This window comes from uncultured Amnibacterium sp. (assembly GCF_964245895.1).
GTDB lineage: Bacteria > Actinomycetota > Actinomycetes > Actinomycetales > Microbacteriaceae > Amnibacterium.
In genome coordinates this window covers 1-12,794 of record NZ_CAXTOQ010000103.1, presented here as the reverse complement: position 1 = coordinate 12,794, position 12,794 = coordinate 1, and the positions used below count along the sequence as shown (strand labels likewise).

General features: G+C 75.3%; 12 protein-coding genes and 1 pseudogene. 6 read left to right on the top strand and 7 right to left on the bottom strand.

The features are described 5' to 3' along the window. A partial coding sequence (locus ACFE60_RS13265; protein ID WP_375389335.1) for an ABC transporter permease occupies nucleotides 1–999 on the top strand: 999 nt, incomplete at its 5' end. Between the two features lie 104 nt (nucleotides 1,000–1,103). Then, nucleotides 1,104–1,952: a 16S rRNA (adenine(1518)-N(6)/adenine(1519)-N(6))-dimethyltransferase RsmA gene (gene rsmA, locus ACFE60_RS13260; RefSeq protein WP_375389334.1), complete on the top strand. Its 849-nt coding sequence runs from the start codon at nucleotides 1,104–1,106 to the stop codon at nucleotides 1,950–1,952. A 122-nt stretch (nucleotides 1,953–2,074) separates the two neighbouring features. On the opposite strand, the pseudogene ACFE60_RS13255 reads toward rsmA, so the two are convergent. Then, nucleotides 2,075–2,389, bottom strand: a pseudogene (locus ACFE60_RS13255) (DUF2382 domain-containing protein); the annotation flags it as partial. Between the two features lie 505 nt (nucleotides 2,390–2,894). Here ACFE60_RS13255 and ACFE60_RS13250 point away from each other — a divergent pair. Then, nucleotides 2,895–3,818, top strand: coding sequence for a 4-(cytidine 5'-diphospho)-2-C-methyl-D-erythritol kinase (locus ACFE60_RS13250; RefSeq protein WP_375389333.1), 924 nt, complete (start codon nucleotides 2,895–2,897; stop codon nucleotides 3,816–3,818). Between the two features lie 294 nt (nucleotides 3,819–4,112). Here ACFE60_RS13250 and ACFE60_RS13245 read toward each other — a convergent pair whose 3' ends face one another. Continuing rightward, on the bottom strand, nucleotides 4,113–4,811 hold the full coding sequence (locus ACFE60_RS13245) for a hypothetical protein (RefSeq protein ID WP_375389332.1): 699 nt from the start codon (nucleotides 4,809–4,811) through the stop codon (nucleotides 4,113–4,115). Between the two features lie 119 nt (nucleotides 4,812–4,930). Further along, nucleotides 4,931–6,310, bottom strand: coding sequence for a glycosyltransferase 87 family protein (locus tag ACFE60_RS13240; RefSeq protein WP_375389331.1), 1,380 nt, complete (start codon nucleotides 6,308–6,310; stop codon nucleotides 4,931–4,933). 56 nt (nucleotides 6,311–6,366) lie between these two features. Here ACFE60_RS13240 and ACFE60_RS13235 point away from each other — a divergent pair, with 56 nt between their 5' ends. Both ACFE60_RS13235 and ACFE60_RS13230 read left to right on the top strand, forming a co-directional pair. Continuing rightward, nucleotides 6,367–7,602: a molybdopterin-dependent oxidoreductase gene (locus ACFE60_RS13235; RefSeq protein WP_375389330.1), complete on the top strand. Its 1,236-nt coding sequence runs from the start codon at nucleotides 6,367–6,369 to the stop codon at nucleotides 7,600–7,602. Continuing rightward, nucleotides 7,599–8,075 (top strand): hypothetical protein, encoded by a 477-nt coding sequence (locus tag ACFE60_RS13230; protein ID WP_375389329.1) that lies wholly within the window; start codon nucleotides 7,599–7,601, stop codon nucleotides 8,073–8,075. The genes ACFE60_RS13235 and ACFE60_RS13230 overlap by 4 nt, the downstream gene beginning before the upstream one ends. A 118-nt stretch (nucleotides 8,076–8,193) precedes the next feature. Here ACFE60_RS13230 and ACFE60_RS13225 read toward each other — a convergent pair whose 3' ends face one another. From ACFE60_RS13225 to ACFE60_RS13210, 4 genes are read right to left on the bottom strand one after another with little or no spacing between them, the layout of a single operon-like run. Continuing rightward, nucleotides 8,194–8,859 (bottom strand): class I SAM-dependent methyltransferase, encoded by a 666-nt coding sequence (locus ACFE60_RS13225; protein WP_375389328.1) that lies wholly within the window; start codon nucleotides 8,857–8,859, stop codon nucleotides 8,194–8,196. Further along, nucleotides 8,856–9,485 (bottom strand): DUF2064 domain-containing protein, encoded by a 630-nt coding sequence (locus ACFE60_RS13220; protein ID WP_375389327.1) that lies wholly within the window; start codon nucleotides 9,483–9,485, stop codon nucleotides 8,856–8,858. Before ACFE60_RS13220 ends, ACFE60_RS13225 begins: the two co-directional genes overlap by 4 nt. Before the next feature lies 1 nt (nucleotide 9,486). Further along, nucleotides 9,487–10,179 carry a glycosyltransferase family 2 protein gene (locus ACFE60_RS13215; RefSeq protein ID WP_375389326.1) on the bottom strand — a complete coding sequence of 231 codons (693 nt, stop codon included), beginning with the start codon at nucleotides 10,177–10,179 and terminating at the stop codon, nucleotides 9,487–9,489. Continuing rightward, the gene (locus ACFE60_RS13210; RefSeq protein ID WP_375389325.1) at nucleotides 10,176–11,231 is read right to left on the bottom strand and encodes an NAD-dependent epimerase/dehydratase family protein; all 1,056 of its coding nucleotides are present in this window, start codon (nucleotides 11,229–11,231) and stop codon (nucleotides 10,176–10,178) included. The genes ACFE60_RS13215 and ACFE60_RS13210 overlap by 4 nt, the downstream gene beginning before the upstream one ends. A 69-nt stretch (nucleotides 11,232–11,300) precedes the next feature. Here ACFE60_RS13210 and ACFE60_RS13205 point away from each other — a divergent pair. Then, the coding region (locus ACFE60_RS13205; RefSeq protein ID WP_375389324.1) for an ABC-F family ATP-binding cassette domain-containing protein at nucleotides 11,301–12,794 on the top strand (1,494 nt) is incomplete at its 3' end.

The following is a 12,794-nucleotide window of genomic DNA, read 5'->3' as shown; positions in this document are numbered from 1 at the left end:
ATCCTGCTCGGCGAGATCGACCTGTCCGCGGGCGTCACCGCGGGCGTCGGCATGGGCGCGTTCATCCTGCTGAACAGCGTCGCGAACTGGAACTGGATCCCCGCGTTCCTGGTCGCCCTGGTCGTGGGACTCGCCATCGGCACGTTCATCGGGTACTTCGTGGCGAAGGTGGGCATCCCCTCCTTCGTGGTCACCCTGGGCCTGTTCCTCGGGCTGCCCGGCCTGCTGCTGGTGATGCTCGGCGACGGCAACACCTACCGGATCCAGGCGCCCGAGGTCCTCGCGATCATGAACAGCAACCTGCCGCTCTGGGGCGGCTGGGTGATGTTCGCGGTGATCGTGCTGGTCTCGATCGGCACGGCCTACTACGACCGCGGCCGACGGATGCAGGCGGGCGTGCCGGTGCGGCCGCTCAGCCTGCTGTGGATCCGGGTCGGCATCATCGCGGTGGCGACCTTCGTGTTCGTGCTGCTGCTGAACCAGAACCGCTCGGTCTCGGTGCTCGCGGTCGAGGGCGTGCCGATCGTCGTGCCGATCACGCTCGCGATCATCTGGATCGGGACGCAGGTGCTGGACCGCAGCCGGTTCGGCCTGCACCTGTACGCGGTCGGCGGCAACCCGGAGGCGGCCCGCCGCGCCGGCATCGACGTCGCCGGCATCCGCATCGCCGCGTTCATGATCTGCTCGACGCTCGCGATCATCTCCGGCCTCTTCACCGCCAGCCGCATCGGCACCGTCGGCTCCAGCTTCGGCGCGACGATCGTGCTGAACGGCGTCGCGGCGGCCGTGGTCGGCGGCGTGAGCCTGTTCGGCGGCCGTGGCAGGCTCGTCCAGGCGGTCGTGGGCGCGATCCTGATCTCGATGATCACGAACGGCCTGGGGCTGCTGCAGCTGCCCGGCGGCGTGAACCTGCTCATCACGGGCGGCGTCCTGATCCTGGCCGCCACGGTCGACGCGCTGTCGCGCAAGCGCTCCGGCGCCTCGCTCGCCAGGACCTGACCGACGGAGCGAAGGGGCGTCCGGCTTCGGCCGGGCGCCCTTTCGTTCTGTAGGTCCACCGGACCTACGAAACGAAGGATCCGGGGTCCAGTACGCTCCGGCGGATGGATCCGGCCGCGTCAGGACTGCTCGGCGCCGCCGACGTCCGGCGGCTCGCCGCCGCGCTCGGCGTCGCCCCGACCAAGTCGCTCGGCCAGAACTTCGTGCACGACGCGAACACGGTGCGCCGCATCGTGCGCATCGCGGGCGTCGAGCCCGGGGACGAGGTGCTCGAGGTCGGCCCGGGGCTCGGGTCGCTGACCCTCGGGCTGCTGGAGGCGGGCGCCGCCGTCACCGCGGTCGAGATCGACGCCCGGCTCGCGGCCGCGCTGCCCGGCACCGCCGCCGACCGCCTGCGGGACGCGGCCGACCGGCTCACCGTCGTGACCGGCGACGCGATCCGCGTCGCCGTGCCGGGCGCGCCCCTCCGCCTCGTCGCGAACCTGCCGTACAACGTCGCGGTGCCGATCCTGCTGCGGCTGCTCGCCGACGTGCCGTCGCTCGCCTCCGGCGTCGTGATGGTGCAGGCGGAGGTGGGGGAGCGGCTCGCCGCGCCCCCCGGATCGAAGGTCTACGGCTCGCCGAGCGTGAAGGGCGCCTGGTACGGGCCGTTCTCCCTGGCCGGCACGGTGCCGCGCGGCGTCTTCTGGCCGGTGCCGAACGTCGACTCCGTGCTCGTCCGCTTCGAGCGCGGCCCGTCGCGGGGCGACGAGGCGCTGCGCCTGGCGGTGTTCCGGCTCGTCGACGCCGCCTTCGTGCAGCGCAGGAAGACGCTGCGTCAGTCGCTGGCGCCGGTGCTCGGCGGCGCCGTCGCGGCCGCGGAGGTGCTGGCGCGCGCCGGGGTGGACGCGGGCCTCCGCGGCGAGCGGCTGGACGTCGACGCCTTCGTCAGCATCGCGGGCGCCGCGGGCTGAGGCGCCGCGGCCGGCTCCTGCGCGGCGGGTTCCGCCGCCATCGGTTCGTCCGCGGCCGGCTCCTCCGCCGGCTCGGCGGGCTCGGCCCCCTCCGACGCCTCGTCCACGAGCTCGATGCGCTCGCGCCGCACGGCGCCGACGACCTCCTGCGAGTCGACGACCTCCTCCTTGATCAGGCGGATGCGCTCGACCGGCACGACCTCGGTGGTGACGACGACCCGCTCCTCGTAGAGCACGACCTCCTGCTCGGCCGTCCCGATCACGGCACCCGGCACGGGCTCAGCGTCCTCGATCGGCTCGCGGACGAGCCGGTACTCCTCCCGCCGCACCGGCACCGTGATCGTGCGCTGCTCCGTGACCACGACCTTCTTCAGCCGCACCCGGAGGCGCGGCACCCGCTCGGTGGAGACGTGCAGGCGCTCCTCGGAGGCGGTCATCACGCCCTCCTCCTCCGCTGCGGTCGGCGTCGGGGCCGCCGGCTCGGCCGCGGCCGCCTCGACGGGCTCAGCGGCGGGCTCGGCCCAGAACCGGCGCAGCTCCGCGCGCTCCGCCGGGTCGAGCGCCGTATCGGGCCGGCGCCGCGGCGCGGACTGGAACCGGCTGCGCGACACCGGGACGCCGATCACGTCCTCGTCGAGCACGGCGCCGTCGAGCGGCACGAGCGCCTCCTCGGTGCCGAACAGGTTGCCGCGGACCCCGGCCCACAGGGCGCCGTCGCCGTCCGGATACACCTGCCGCACGCGGCCGATGCGCTCGCCGCGTCGGTCGACGAGCTCGAGGCCCGCCAGGGCGGAGGGGTCGGTGTCGCCTGCGAGCACGGGTGGAGCTCCTGATCAGCGGTCGGATCGGCGGGTACCCGGAGGATAGCGCGACGTCCGGCAGCGCGGCCCTCCCGACCTCGTCGGCAGGACCTCCGGGGCGCGAGGTGGATAGGTTGGCTGCATGGGCGCGGCGGTCCGGTCGGTCCTCGTGCGGGCGCCGGGGAAGATCAACGTGTTCATGCGCGTCGGCGCCCCGATGCCGGACGGCTACCACGACGTCGCGACCGCCTACCAGGCCGTCGGCCTGTTCGAGGAGCTGCGGGCCGAGCCGGACGCGGAGCTGTCGCTCGACTTCTCCGGGCCGATCCTCACGGGGTCGCTGCCCGTCGACCGCACCAACCTGGTGCTGCGCGCCGCCCACCTGCTGCAGGCCAGGTCCGGCTACCGCGGGGGAGCGCGCCTGCACGTCGTGAAGCGGGTGCCCATCGCCGGCGGCATGGGCGGCGGCTCGGCGGACGCCGCGGCCGCGCTGGTCGCGCTCGACGCGCTGTGGGGCCTCGGCCTGGGCCGGGAGGAGCTGCTCGAGCTGGGCGCGGAGCTGGGCGCCGACGTGCCGTTCGCGCTGACGGGCGGCACCGCGATCGGCACCGGGCGCGGCGACCGGCTGAGCCCCGCGCTCGCGAAGGGGCCGTTCCACTGGGTCGTCGCGCTCAGCGAGCCCGGCCTCAGCACCCCCGCGGTGTACGCGGCGCTGGACCGGCACCGGGCGGCGCACGCCGCGGACCTGCCGGCCGCCTCCGACCCGCAGGTCGGCACCGAGGTGCTGCACGCGCTGCGCTCCGGCGACCCGCGCGCGCTCGCGGAGGCGCTGCACAACGACCTGCAGGTCGCGGCGCTGCACCTGCGGCCGGAGCTCGCCGACCTGCTCGAGCTGGGCGAGCGCAACGGGGCGCTCGCCGGCATCGTCTCGGGCTCCGGTCCGACGATCGCGTTCCTCGCCGCCGACCTCGACGGCGCGCTCAGCCTGCAGATCGCGCTGTCGGCCGCCCGGCACACGGTGCTGCGGGCGACGGGTCCGGTGCCGGGCGCCCGCGTCGTCGGCTGACGCGGCGCTCCTCCTCGGCCCTCTCCCGGTGGCGGCCGGGGCGGAACGACAGAGGGCTACAGCAGGACAGAACGGCATCAGCAGGACGATCTGCGCGATCTCGTCCTGCTCAAGCCGTTCTGTCCTGCTGAAGCCCTCGTCTCTGTCCTGCCCAAGCCGCTCTGTCCTGCTGAAGCCCTCGTCGGCGGAGGGGGCCACGCCGGGGACACCGAAGGGCCCGCCTCCCTGCTGGGAGACGGGCCCTTCGGCTGCTGTGGTCCTGCGGTGCGCCGCGTCGCCGCGGCGCGGAGTCGGCTACTTGCCGGTGACGGTGAGCTTCGCGATGCCGACCTTGAGGTCGCCGGTCACGGCGTCGGTGCCGAACGTCTTGTTCAGCAGCGCGGCCGCGTCCTCGGAGACGTACACGGTGGTGCCCTCGAGGATGTAGGCGTCGCCCTCCATGGTGACGGGGTTCAGCGTGCTGCCGTCGAGGCGGAACAGGTTCGCGCCCTTCACGACCGACTTGCCGTTCAGGTAGACGTCGCCGGACACGTGGCTGTCGTTGCCCGGGTCGATGACGAAGTCCTTCAGCTCGACCTTCTTGTCGCCCGCGGTGAGCGAGAGACCGGAGCCGTCGTGGTCCAGCTCGCCCTGCACGTAGGGGCGGACGCCGGTCGACGGGTCGTAGTACGTGACGTTGCCGCCCGTGATCGGGAAGGTGAGCACACCCTCCTTGGACAGCGTGGCGCTGCCGATCACGCCGGGCGTGAGCTTCAGGGTGGTGAGCGCCTTGACGAAGCCGGCGTCGAGGGTGATCGCCGTCGTCTTGCCGCCGACGGCGGTCATCAGCGCGGGCGTCGGCGTGGCCGAGGCGCTCGCGGAGGACGGGGCGGAGGACGACCCGGCGCCGGACTGGCTGCTGTCACCGGTGCCGGACTGGGAGCAGCCCGCGAGGGCCGCGACGACGATGCCGGCGCTCAGGAGCGCGGTCAGCGACTTGGTGGTGGTACGCATGATGCGCAGTTCCTCTCGAGGGGCACTCAGCGCGCGGACGGTCCGCGTTCGGTGCACTCCCGGTTCCTGTGGTGCAGGTGGCAGAGGTTCGGAGGCGATCGCCCTTCGGCTTGGTCCGTTCAGCGCGGGTTCAGGATCCGCTCGCCCCTCCGCGCACGCCGCACCGCCGCGAGCACGGGCAGCAGCGCCGCGGCGAGCAGGATCGCGCGGAAGGCCCAGGGGTCCTGCCGCACCCCGAGCAGGGAGAGCGCGATCACGACGCCGAACCACTCCCACCGCCCGCTCATCACCATGAACGGTACGAGCAGCAGGCCGTACCAGCCGTACGCGGGGCTGACCAGCACGAGCGCGGTGCCGACGAGCAGCGTCTGTGCGGCCCACGGCTCGGCGGGGTCGGTCCGCACCAGCAGGACGACCGAGAGCGCGGCGATCAGGACGGCCGCCGCGATCGTGGAGGCGCTGCCCGGCAGCAGCACCGAGAGCAGCGCGGAGCGGGACCCGCCGTCGTAGCCCTCCTCGTCCAGGTAGCCGGGCAGGTAGCCGATCACCGAGGGGCCGACCGCGATCACGTGCGGCAGGTAGACCGCGGCGACGGTGCCGAGCGCGGCGGCGGCGATCACCCACGGCCGTCGCCGGCCGAGCGGCGGGGCGACGAGGACGGGCAGGAACTTCGTCGCGATCGCGAGGCCCAGCACGACGCCGCCGGTCACCCGCCTGCCACGCGTGATCAGCACGGTCGCGGCCAGCGCGAGGAACGCCGCGGCCGCGTCCACGTGCGCGTTGGTGACCGCCTCCATCGTCACGAACGGGCACCAGCCGAACACGGCCGCGTACCGCGGGTCCCGGCCGGTGGTGCGGAGGGTCCTGAGCAGCAGGCCGGTGGTCGCGAGGACCGCGGCGAGCCCGAGCAGCTGGATGGGCAGGTACTCGGCGCCGGGGGGCACCGCCAGGCGGGCGAGGGCGAACAGCGCCTCCGCGACGGGCGGGTAGATGGTCGGCACCTGCGGGCGGTTGATCGCCGTGCAGATGGTGCCCGGCGCGCCGACCTGCTCGGTCGGCTCGGCCCGCGGGCCCGGGCACGTCACGGTGCCGCCGTCCGTGACCCGCGGGGTCGGGAACAGCCATTCGGGCCGGAGGGGGGCGAGCGCGGCGTCGGCGGGGACGTACCGGTACGGCGAGATCCCCGCGTCCTGCACGATGCCGTCCCAGCTGTACCGGGCGGAGTCCGTGCTGATGATGGGCTGCCCGGTCGCGCCGGCGGCGCCGAGCAGCAGCGTGCCGGCCAGGACCAGCGCGGGCACCGCGCGGCGCGGCACCCGCAGCAGCAGCAGGACCGCGGCCGCGAACAGCGTCCAGCAGACGCCTTCGAACGCGAAGTAGACCGGCACCTGCTTCGCGGTCAGCACCCCGACCCCCGCGACGAGCGCGACCGTGACCGCGGCGATCGCGCCCAGCAGCACCGCGACGGGCGCGACACGGGCGAACCGGACGTCCCGCATCCCGTCATCCTCGCCGCCTGCTCCGAACATGTCTGCATGGGTTCGGAGCGTCGCGGATGATCGGCTCGGTCCTCCTGCTCCTGCGCACGTCGCTGGCGTCGCCCGCGCGCCATCCGCGGACCGTCGTCGTGATCGGCCGGCTGCTCGGCCTCGGCTTCCTGATCTGCTTCGGCACCGGCCTGTTCAGCCACCTCCTGCAGAACCCGCTGCCCGGCATGGCCTTCCTCACCCGGCCCGTCTGGCTCTACCGCGTCGCGCAGGGCGTGCACGTCGTGGTCGGCACCGCGCTGATCCCGGTGCTGCTCGCGAAGCTGTGGACGGTCTACCCGCTGCTGTTCGCGTGGCCGCCGGTGCGCTCCGTGGCGAGCGTGCTCGAGCGCGCCTCCATCGCGCTGCTCGTCTCCGCCTCCTTCGTCGAGCTCGCGACCGGGCTGGCGAACACGTACCAGTGGTACCCGTGGATGTTCCGCTTCCGCGAGACGCACTTCGCGCTCGCGTGGGCGATCGTGGGAGCCCTCGCGATCCACATCGGCGTGAAGCTGCCGGTGATCGCGCGGTGGTGGCGGCGGCAGCACAGCTTCGACGCCGCCGGCCACCTGCTGCCGGTGGCGGAGGGCGAGGGCGACCTGCGGCCGGAGCCGCGCGTCAAGGGCGTCACGGGATTCCTGCAGCGGTCCATCGACCGCGCGCCGAAGCCGCCCGGGCGGATCAGCCGCCGCACGGTCCTGCTCGGCACCGGCCTCGCCTCCGCCGCGGTGGTGGCGACGACCGCGGGGGAGACCCTGCCGGCGCTCGCGCCCCTGAACGTGCTGGCGCCGCGGCGCCTCCGGTACGGGCCGCAGGGGCTGCCGGTCAACCGGACGGCGGCGGAGGCGAAGGTGCAGCGGACCGCGCTCGACCCGGCCTGGCGCCTCCGGGTCCGAGGTCCCGACCGCGGCGTCGAGCTGTCGCTCGACGACCTGCGGGCGATGCCGCAGACCGAGGCGGGGCTGCCGATCGCGTGCGTGGAGGGGTGGAGCACGCAGGCGCGCTGGCGCGGGGTGCCCGTCCGCGACCTCGCCGCGCTGGTCGGTGCGGGCGGACGGGAGCTGCTGGTCCGCAGCTTCTCGACCGGCGCGTACAGCACCACCGTGCTGCAGCGGGAGTTCGCCGACGACCCGCTGACCCTGGTCGCGCTCGAGCTGAACGGCGAGGTCCTGCACGTCGACCACGGCTACCCGGCGCGGCTGATCTCGCCTGCGCGACCCGGCGTCCTGCAGACGAAGTGGCTGTCCGGGCTGGAGGTGCGGTGACCTCCCCGTCGCGCGGGATCCGCGTCGCGCGCGCCGGCCTGATCGGGCTCGGCGCGCTGCTGCTGGGCGTGGCCGGCGGCGCGCTCGTCGCCGGCGTCCCCGCCGGGCAGTGGGGCGCGATCCTGCTGTGGCTGGCCGGCGCGGTGGTCCTGCACGACGCGGTGTTCGCGCCGCTCGTGCTCGTCGGCACGCGGCTGCTCCGCCGGGTCGGCGCGCGGGTGTCCTGGGCACCGATCGCCGTCGTGCAGGTCGCGATGGTGATCGGTGCCGCGCTGACCCTCGTCGCGTTCCCCGGCATCCAGGCGCAACGGATCGGGGCGCGCAACCCGTCCGTGCTGGTGTTCCCGTACGCGCTGCACCTCGCGCTCGCGTGGGCCGCGATCGGGGTGCTGACGGCCGCCGTCGTGCTGGTGCTCGCGGTCCGCCGCCGTCGACGTGCTCGTCGAGGTCTTGAGCAGGACAGAACGGCTTGAGCAGGACGATCCGGGCCGGCTCGTCCTGCCGAAGCGGTTCTGTCCTGCTGTAGCGCTCGGGTCGCCCTGCTCAAGCCCTCGGGCCGCTGGAGTGCCGGGGCATGGCTGGAGGCGCCGCCTACAGGCTGCGGAGGCGGACGAACCAGCGGCCGTCCCGCTCCCACACCCGCTCGAGCGCGAGGTCGTGGGCGGCGCGCAGCAGGGCGGGCAGCCCCACCTGCGACCACGGGAAGGGGTCGCTCTCGCCGCCGCCCTCGCCGCGGAGGCGCCAGAGCGCGGCGGCATCGCGGGTCGGGTCGGGGTGCGCCTCCACCACCAGGCGGCCGCCCGGACGCAGCAGCGCGCCGCAGCGGGCGAGCATCGCGGGCACGTCGCCGCCGATGCCGACGTTGCCGTCGAGCAGCAGCAGGGAGCCCCACGCGCCCTCCCGGGGCAGCGGGTCGAACACGCTGCGCCGCAGCACGGGCAGGCCCTGAGCCCGGCAGGACGCCGCCGCGGCCGGCTCCGCGTCCAGCCCGGTCGCCTGCAGCCCGGCGTCGAGGGCCGCGCGGATCATGCGTCCGGGACCGCACCCGATGTCGAGGAGCGGGCCGGCCAGCCCGTCGAGGGTCGTCCGGTCGGCCGCGTCGGCCGTCGCAGTCCACCGGTGCAGATCGAGCGGCTCCGCGGCCCCGCCGGGCTCCGACGGGACCAGCTCGAGCGCTGCGGAGGCGCCGCGCAGCGCGGCCGCCCACGGGTCGGTGCCGCCGGCGCCGAAGCGGACGGCGGGGACGACGGCGCTCACGCGACCGCGTCGACGAGCGGCGCGAGCACGCCGAGCACCGTGGCGAACCGGGAGGCGGGTGCGGCCTCGGCCACGGCGAACGCCTCCGCGACGTGGTCCACGTCGGTGAGGGTCGGCAGGCGGCGCACCCGGAGGGCCGCGGCGCTCAGCCGCAGCAGCTGCGAGGCGCCGGTCACGTCGGTCGACATCGGGGTGCCGCGCACCAGGTCGCCGCGGCGGCGGCCCGGCTCCAGGCCGAGCGCCCACCAGCCGCCGTCGGTCGCGGGGCCGAACCAGGCGTCGGCGCCGTCGTCGTCGAGCACGGCCTGCAGCACCGCTGGGTCGAGCTGCGGGGTGTCCATGCCGACCAGCACCGCGCGGTCGTCGGTCCACTCGAACGCCGCGGCGATCCGCTCGTCGAGCCCGCCGGACGGCTGCTGCACGACCTCGAACCCGGTGCCGCGGGGCGCGGCGCCGTCGAACCAGAGCAGATGACGGTCCGCGGCGACGCGGCCGACCGCCTCGAGGGTGTCGGCCAGGCTCGCGGACGCGAGCGCGGCCGCCTCCTCGGGGGAGAACGGCGGCGTCAGCCTCGTCTTGACCCGGCCGGGGACGCACTCCTTGGCCAGCACGATCACGGTCGTCATGTCACGGGTTCGGAGCGCTCGACCGGTTCAACGGGTCCGCGCCGTGCTCCTTCAGGATCCGGCGCATGTCACGGACGGCCGTCAGCGTGCCGCGGACCGTCCCGGTGACCTTCGACCTGCCGATCCGCGGGCGGTACGGCACGTCCACCTCCCGCACCCGCAGCCCCGAGGCCGACGCGGCGAGCAGCATCTCGAGCGGGTAGCCGCTGCGCCGGTCCCGGAGGTCGAGCGCGAGCAGGTCCGCCCGCCGCGCGACCCGCATCGGGCCCAGGTCGTGCACGGCGACACCGCTCGCGCGGCGGATCGCCGCGGCGAGCGCGCGGTTCGCGAGCCGGGCGTGCAGCGGCCACGCGGACCGCGGCATCGGCCGACGTCGGCCGAGGACGAGGTCCGCCTCCCCGGCGAGCACGGGCGCCGCGAGCCGGGGCAGGTCGGCCGGGTCGAGGGAGCCGTCCGCGTCGAGGATCGCGACCAGGTCAGCCTCCGCGGCGAGCACGCCCGCGTGCACGGCCGCGCCGAAGCCCCGCCGCGGCTCGGCCACGACGAGGGCGCCGTGCGCGCGGGCCACCTCCGCGGACCCGTCGGTGGAGCCGTTGTCGACGACGATCGCGCGGCAGCCCGGCGGTATCGCGGCGAGCACGCCGGGAAGGGCGAGGGCCTCGTCGAGGCAGGGCAGGATCACATCGGCGATCACGGGGCGCCGCGCAGCGGGGCGGTGGCGAACGCGCGGATCCCGGCCTCGAACGGCACCGGGGCCGGCACGTCGAGCTCGGCGCGGAGCCGGTCGGACGACGCCGTGATGTGGCGCACGTCCCCGAGGCGGTAGCCGCCCGTCACGACCGGCTCGGGGCCGCCGCGCGCCGCGGACAGCGCGGCCGCCAGGTCGCCGATCGTGTGCACGACGCCACTGCCCACGTTGAAGGCGCGGACCGCTCCTGGTCCCTGCCCGTCGGTCCAGGCGATCGCCGCGAGGTTCGCCGCCCCGACGTCGTCGACGTGCACGAAGTCCCGCCGCTGCCGCCCGTCCTCCAGCACCGTGGGCGCCTCCCCGCGCTCCAGCTGCGACCGGAACAGCGCGGCGACGCCGGCGTAGGGGGTGTCGCGCGGCATGCCGGGCCCGTACACGTTGTGGTAGCGCAGCGCGGCGACCCGCCCGCCGGTCTCGCGCGCCCAGACCGCGGCCAGCGCCTCCTGCTGCGCCTTCGTCGCGGCGTAGACGTTCCGCGGGTCGATCGGGGCGTCCTCGGTGACGAGCCGGGGCTCGAGCGACTCCCCGGTCGCCGGGTCGATCGGCTCGAACCGGCCCGCCGCCAGGTCCTCGGCGCGGCGGGGCGGCACCGCGACCGGCCCCCGGGAGGAGGCGTACGCGCCCTCCCCGTAGACGACCATCGACGACGCGAGCACGAGCCGGTCGACGCCGCGGGCGGTCATCGCGGCGAGCAGCACCGCGGTGCCGAGGTCGTTCGTCCGCACGTAGTCGGGCGCGTCCGCGAAGTCGACGCCGAGGCCGACCTTCGCGGCCTGGTGGCAGACGACGTCGACGCCGTCGAGCGCGGCCGCGACCGCCTCCGGGTCGGTGACGTCGCCGCGCACCGCCTCCACCCCCGCCGGCATCGCGGCATCGGCGGCGTGCACGTCGCCGCGCAGGGAGTCGAGCACCCGGACCGCGTCGCCCCGAGCCAGCGCGGCGCGCACGACGGCGCCGCCGATGAAGCCGGCGCCGCCGGTGACGAGGAGCAGGCCCATGCGCCGATCCTCGCAGCCGAGCCTGCGCCCGCCGCGAGCCGCGCGTCCGCGAACGTAGGCTCGATCCCCGTGGCGCACCTCGTCGGCGCGGAGCGCATCCGGTTCGAGACCCAGACCCGGGTCGTGCTCGACGACCTCTCGCTGGGCCTCGAGACCGGCGACCGCATCGGCGTCATCGGCCGGAACGGCGAGGGCAAGACGACGCTGCTCGGCATGATCGCCGGCACGCGCGAACCGGACTCCGGCCGCGTCACCCGGCGCAGCGGGGTGCGGATCGGGGTGCTCGACCAGGGCGACCGCCTGCCTCCCGGCCGCGTGCTCGACGCCGTGGTCGCCGGGCGGGCGGAGCACGAGTGGGCCGGCGACCGCCGCGTGCGCGAGGTCATCGCCGGGCTGCTGCGGGGCGTCGACGTCGAGGCGGACGTCGAGTCCCTGTCCGGCGGCCAGCGCAGGCGGGTCGCCCTCGCCGCGCTGCTGACGCAGGACGACGACGTCCTGCTGCTCGACGAGCCGACCAACCACCTCGACATCGAGGGCGTGCGCTGGCTCGCCGCGCACCTGAACGCGCGGTGGGCCGCCGGGCAGGGCGCGCTCGTCACCGTGAGCCACGACCGCTGGTTCCTCGACGCCGTCTGCACGCGGATGTGGGAGGTGCACGACCGCACGGTCGACGCGTTCGAGGGCGGGTACGCCGCGTACGTGCTGCAGCGGCTGGAGCGCGATCGGCAGTCGCAGGCGATGGAGGAGCGGCGGCAGAACCTGATGCGGAAGGAGCTCGCGTGGCTGCGCCGCGGGCCGCCCGCCCGCACATCCAAGCCGAAGTTCCGCATCGAGGCCGCGAACGAGCTGATCGCGGACGTGCCGCCGCCGCGCAACGGCGTCGAGCTGAACCGGCTCGCGACCGCGCGGCTCGGGAAGGACGTCGTCGACCTGGTGGACGCCTCCGCGGGGTACGGCGGCCCGCCGGTCCTGGAGCACGTGGAGTGGCGCGTGGCGCCGGGGGAGCGGACCGGGATCCTCGGGCGCAACGGCGCGGGCAAGTCGACGCTGCTCGCGCTCGTGGACGGCAGCCTCCGGCCCACGGCCGGCCGCGTGAAGCACGGGAAGACCGTGCGGGTGCGGCGGCTGTCGCAGCAGCTCGACGAGCTGCTCGACGTCGCGGACCAGCGGGTGCTCGACGTGATCGGCGGGCTGCGCACCGGGTACGAGATCGGCGGCGCCGTGCTCGCCCCCGGGCAGCTGCTGGAGCGGCTCGGGTTCCCCTCCGCGCAGCTGTCCACCCGGGTCGGCGAGCTGTCGGGCGGGTGGAAGCGCCGGCTGCAGCTGCTGCTCGTGCTGCTCGACGGCCCGAACGTGCTGATCCTCGACGAGCCGACGAACGACCTCGACACCGACATGCTCACCGCGATGGAGGACGTGCTCGACACCTGGCCGGGCACGCTCATCGTCGTCAGCCACGACCGGTACCTGATCGAGCGCGTCACCGACCAGCAGTACGCGGTCGTCGGCGGCCGCATGCGGCACCTGCCCGGCGGCGTGGACGAGTACCTCGGGCTGGAGGAC

Bases quoted from the DNA above. Each gene is read 5' to 3' on its own strand.
- rsmA (WP_375389334.1), top strand. From the start codon at position 1,104: ATGGATCCGGCCGCGTCAGGACTGCTCGGCGCCGCCGACGTCCGGCGG.
- ACFE60_RS13250 (WP_375389333.1), top strand. From the start codon at position 2,895: ATGGGCGCGGCGGTCCGGTCGGTCCTCGTGCGGGCGCCGGGGAAGATC.
- ACFE60_RS13245 (WP_375389332.1), bottom strand. From the start codon at position 4,811: ATGCGTACCACCACCAAGTCGCTGACCGCGCTCCTGAGCGCCGGCATC.
- ACFE60_RS13240 (WP_375389331.1), bottom strand. From the start codon at position 6,310: ATGCGGGACGTCCGGTTCGCCCGTGTCGCGCCCGTCGCGGTGCTGCTG.
- ACFE60_RS13235 (WP_375389330.1), top strand. From the start codon at position 6,367: ATGATCGGCTCGGTCCTCCTGCTCCTGCGCACGTCGCTGGCGTCGCCC.
- ACFE60_RS13220 (WP_375389327.1), bottom strand. From the start codon at position 9,485: ATGACGACCGTGATCGTGCTGGCCAAGGAGTGCGTCCCCGGCCGGGTC.
- ACFE60_RS13210 (WP_375389325.1), bottom strand. From the start codon at position 11,231: ATGGGCCTGCTCCTCGTCACCGGCGGCGCCGGCTTCATCGGCGGCGCC.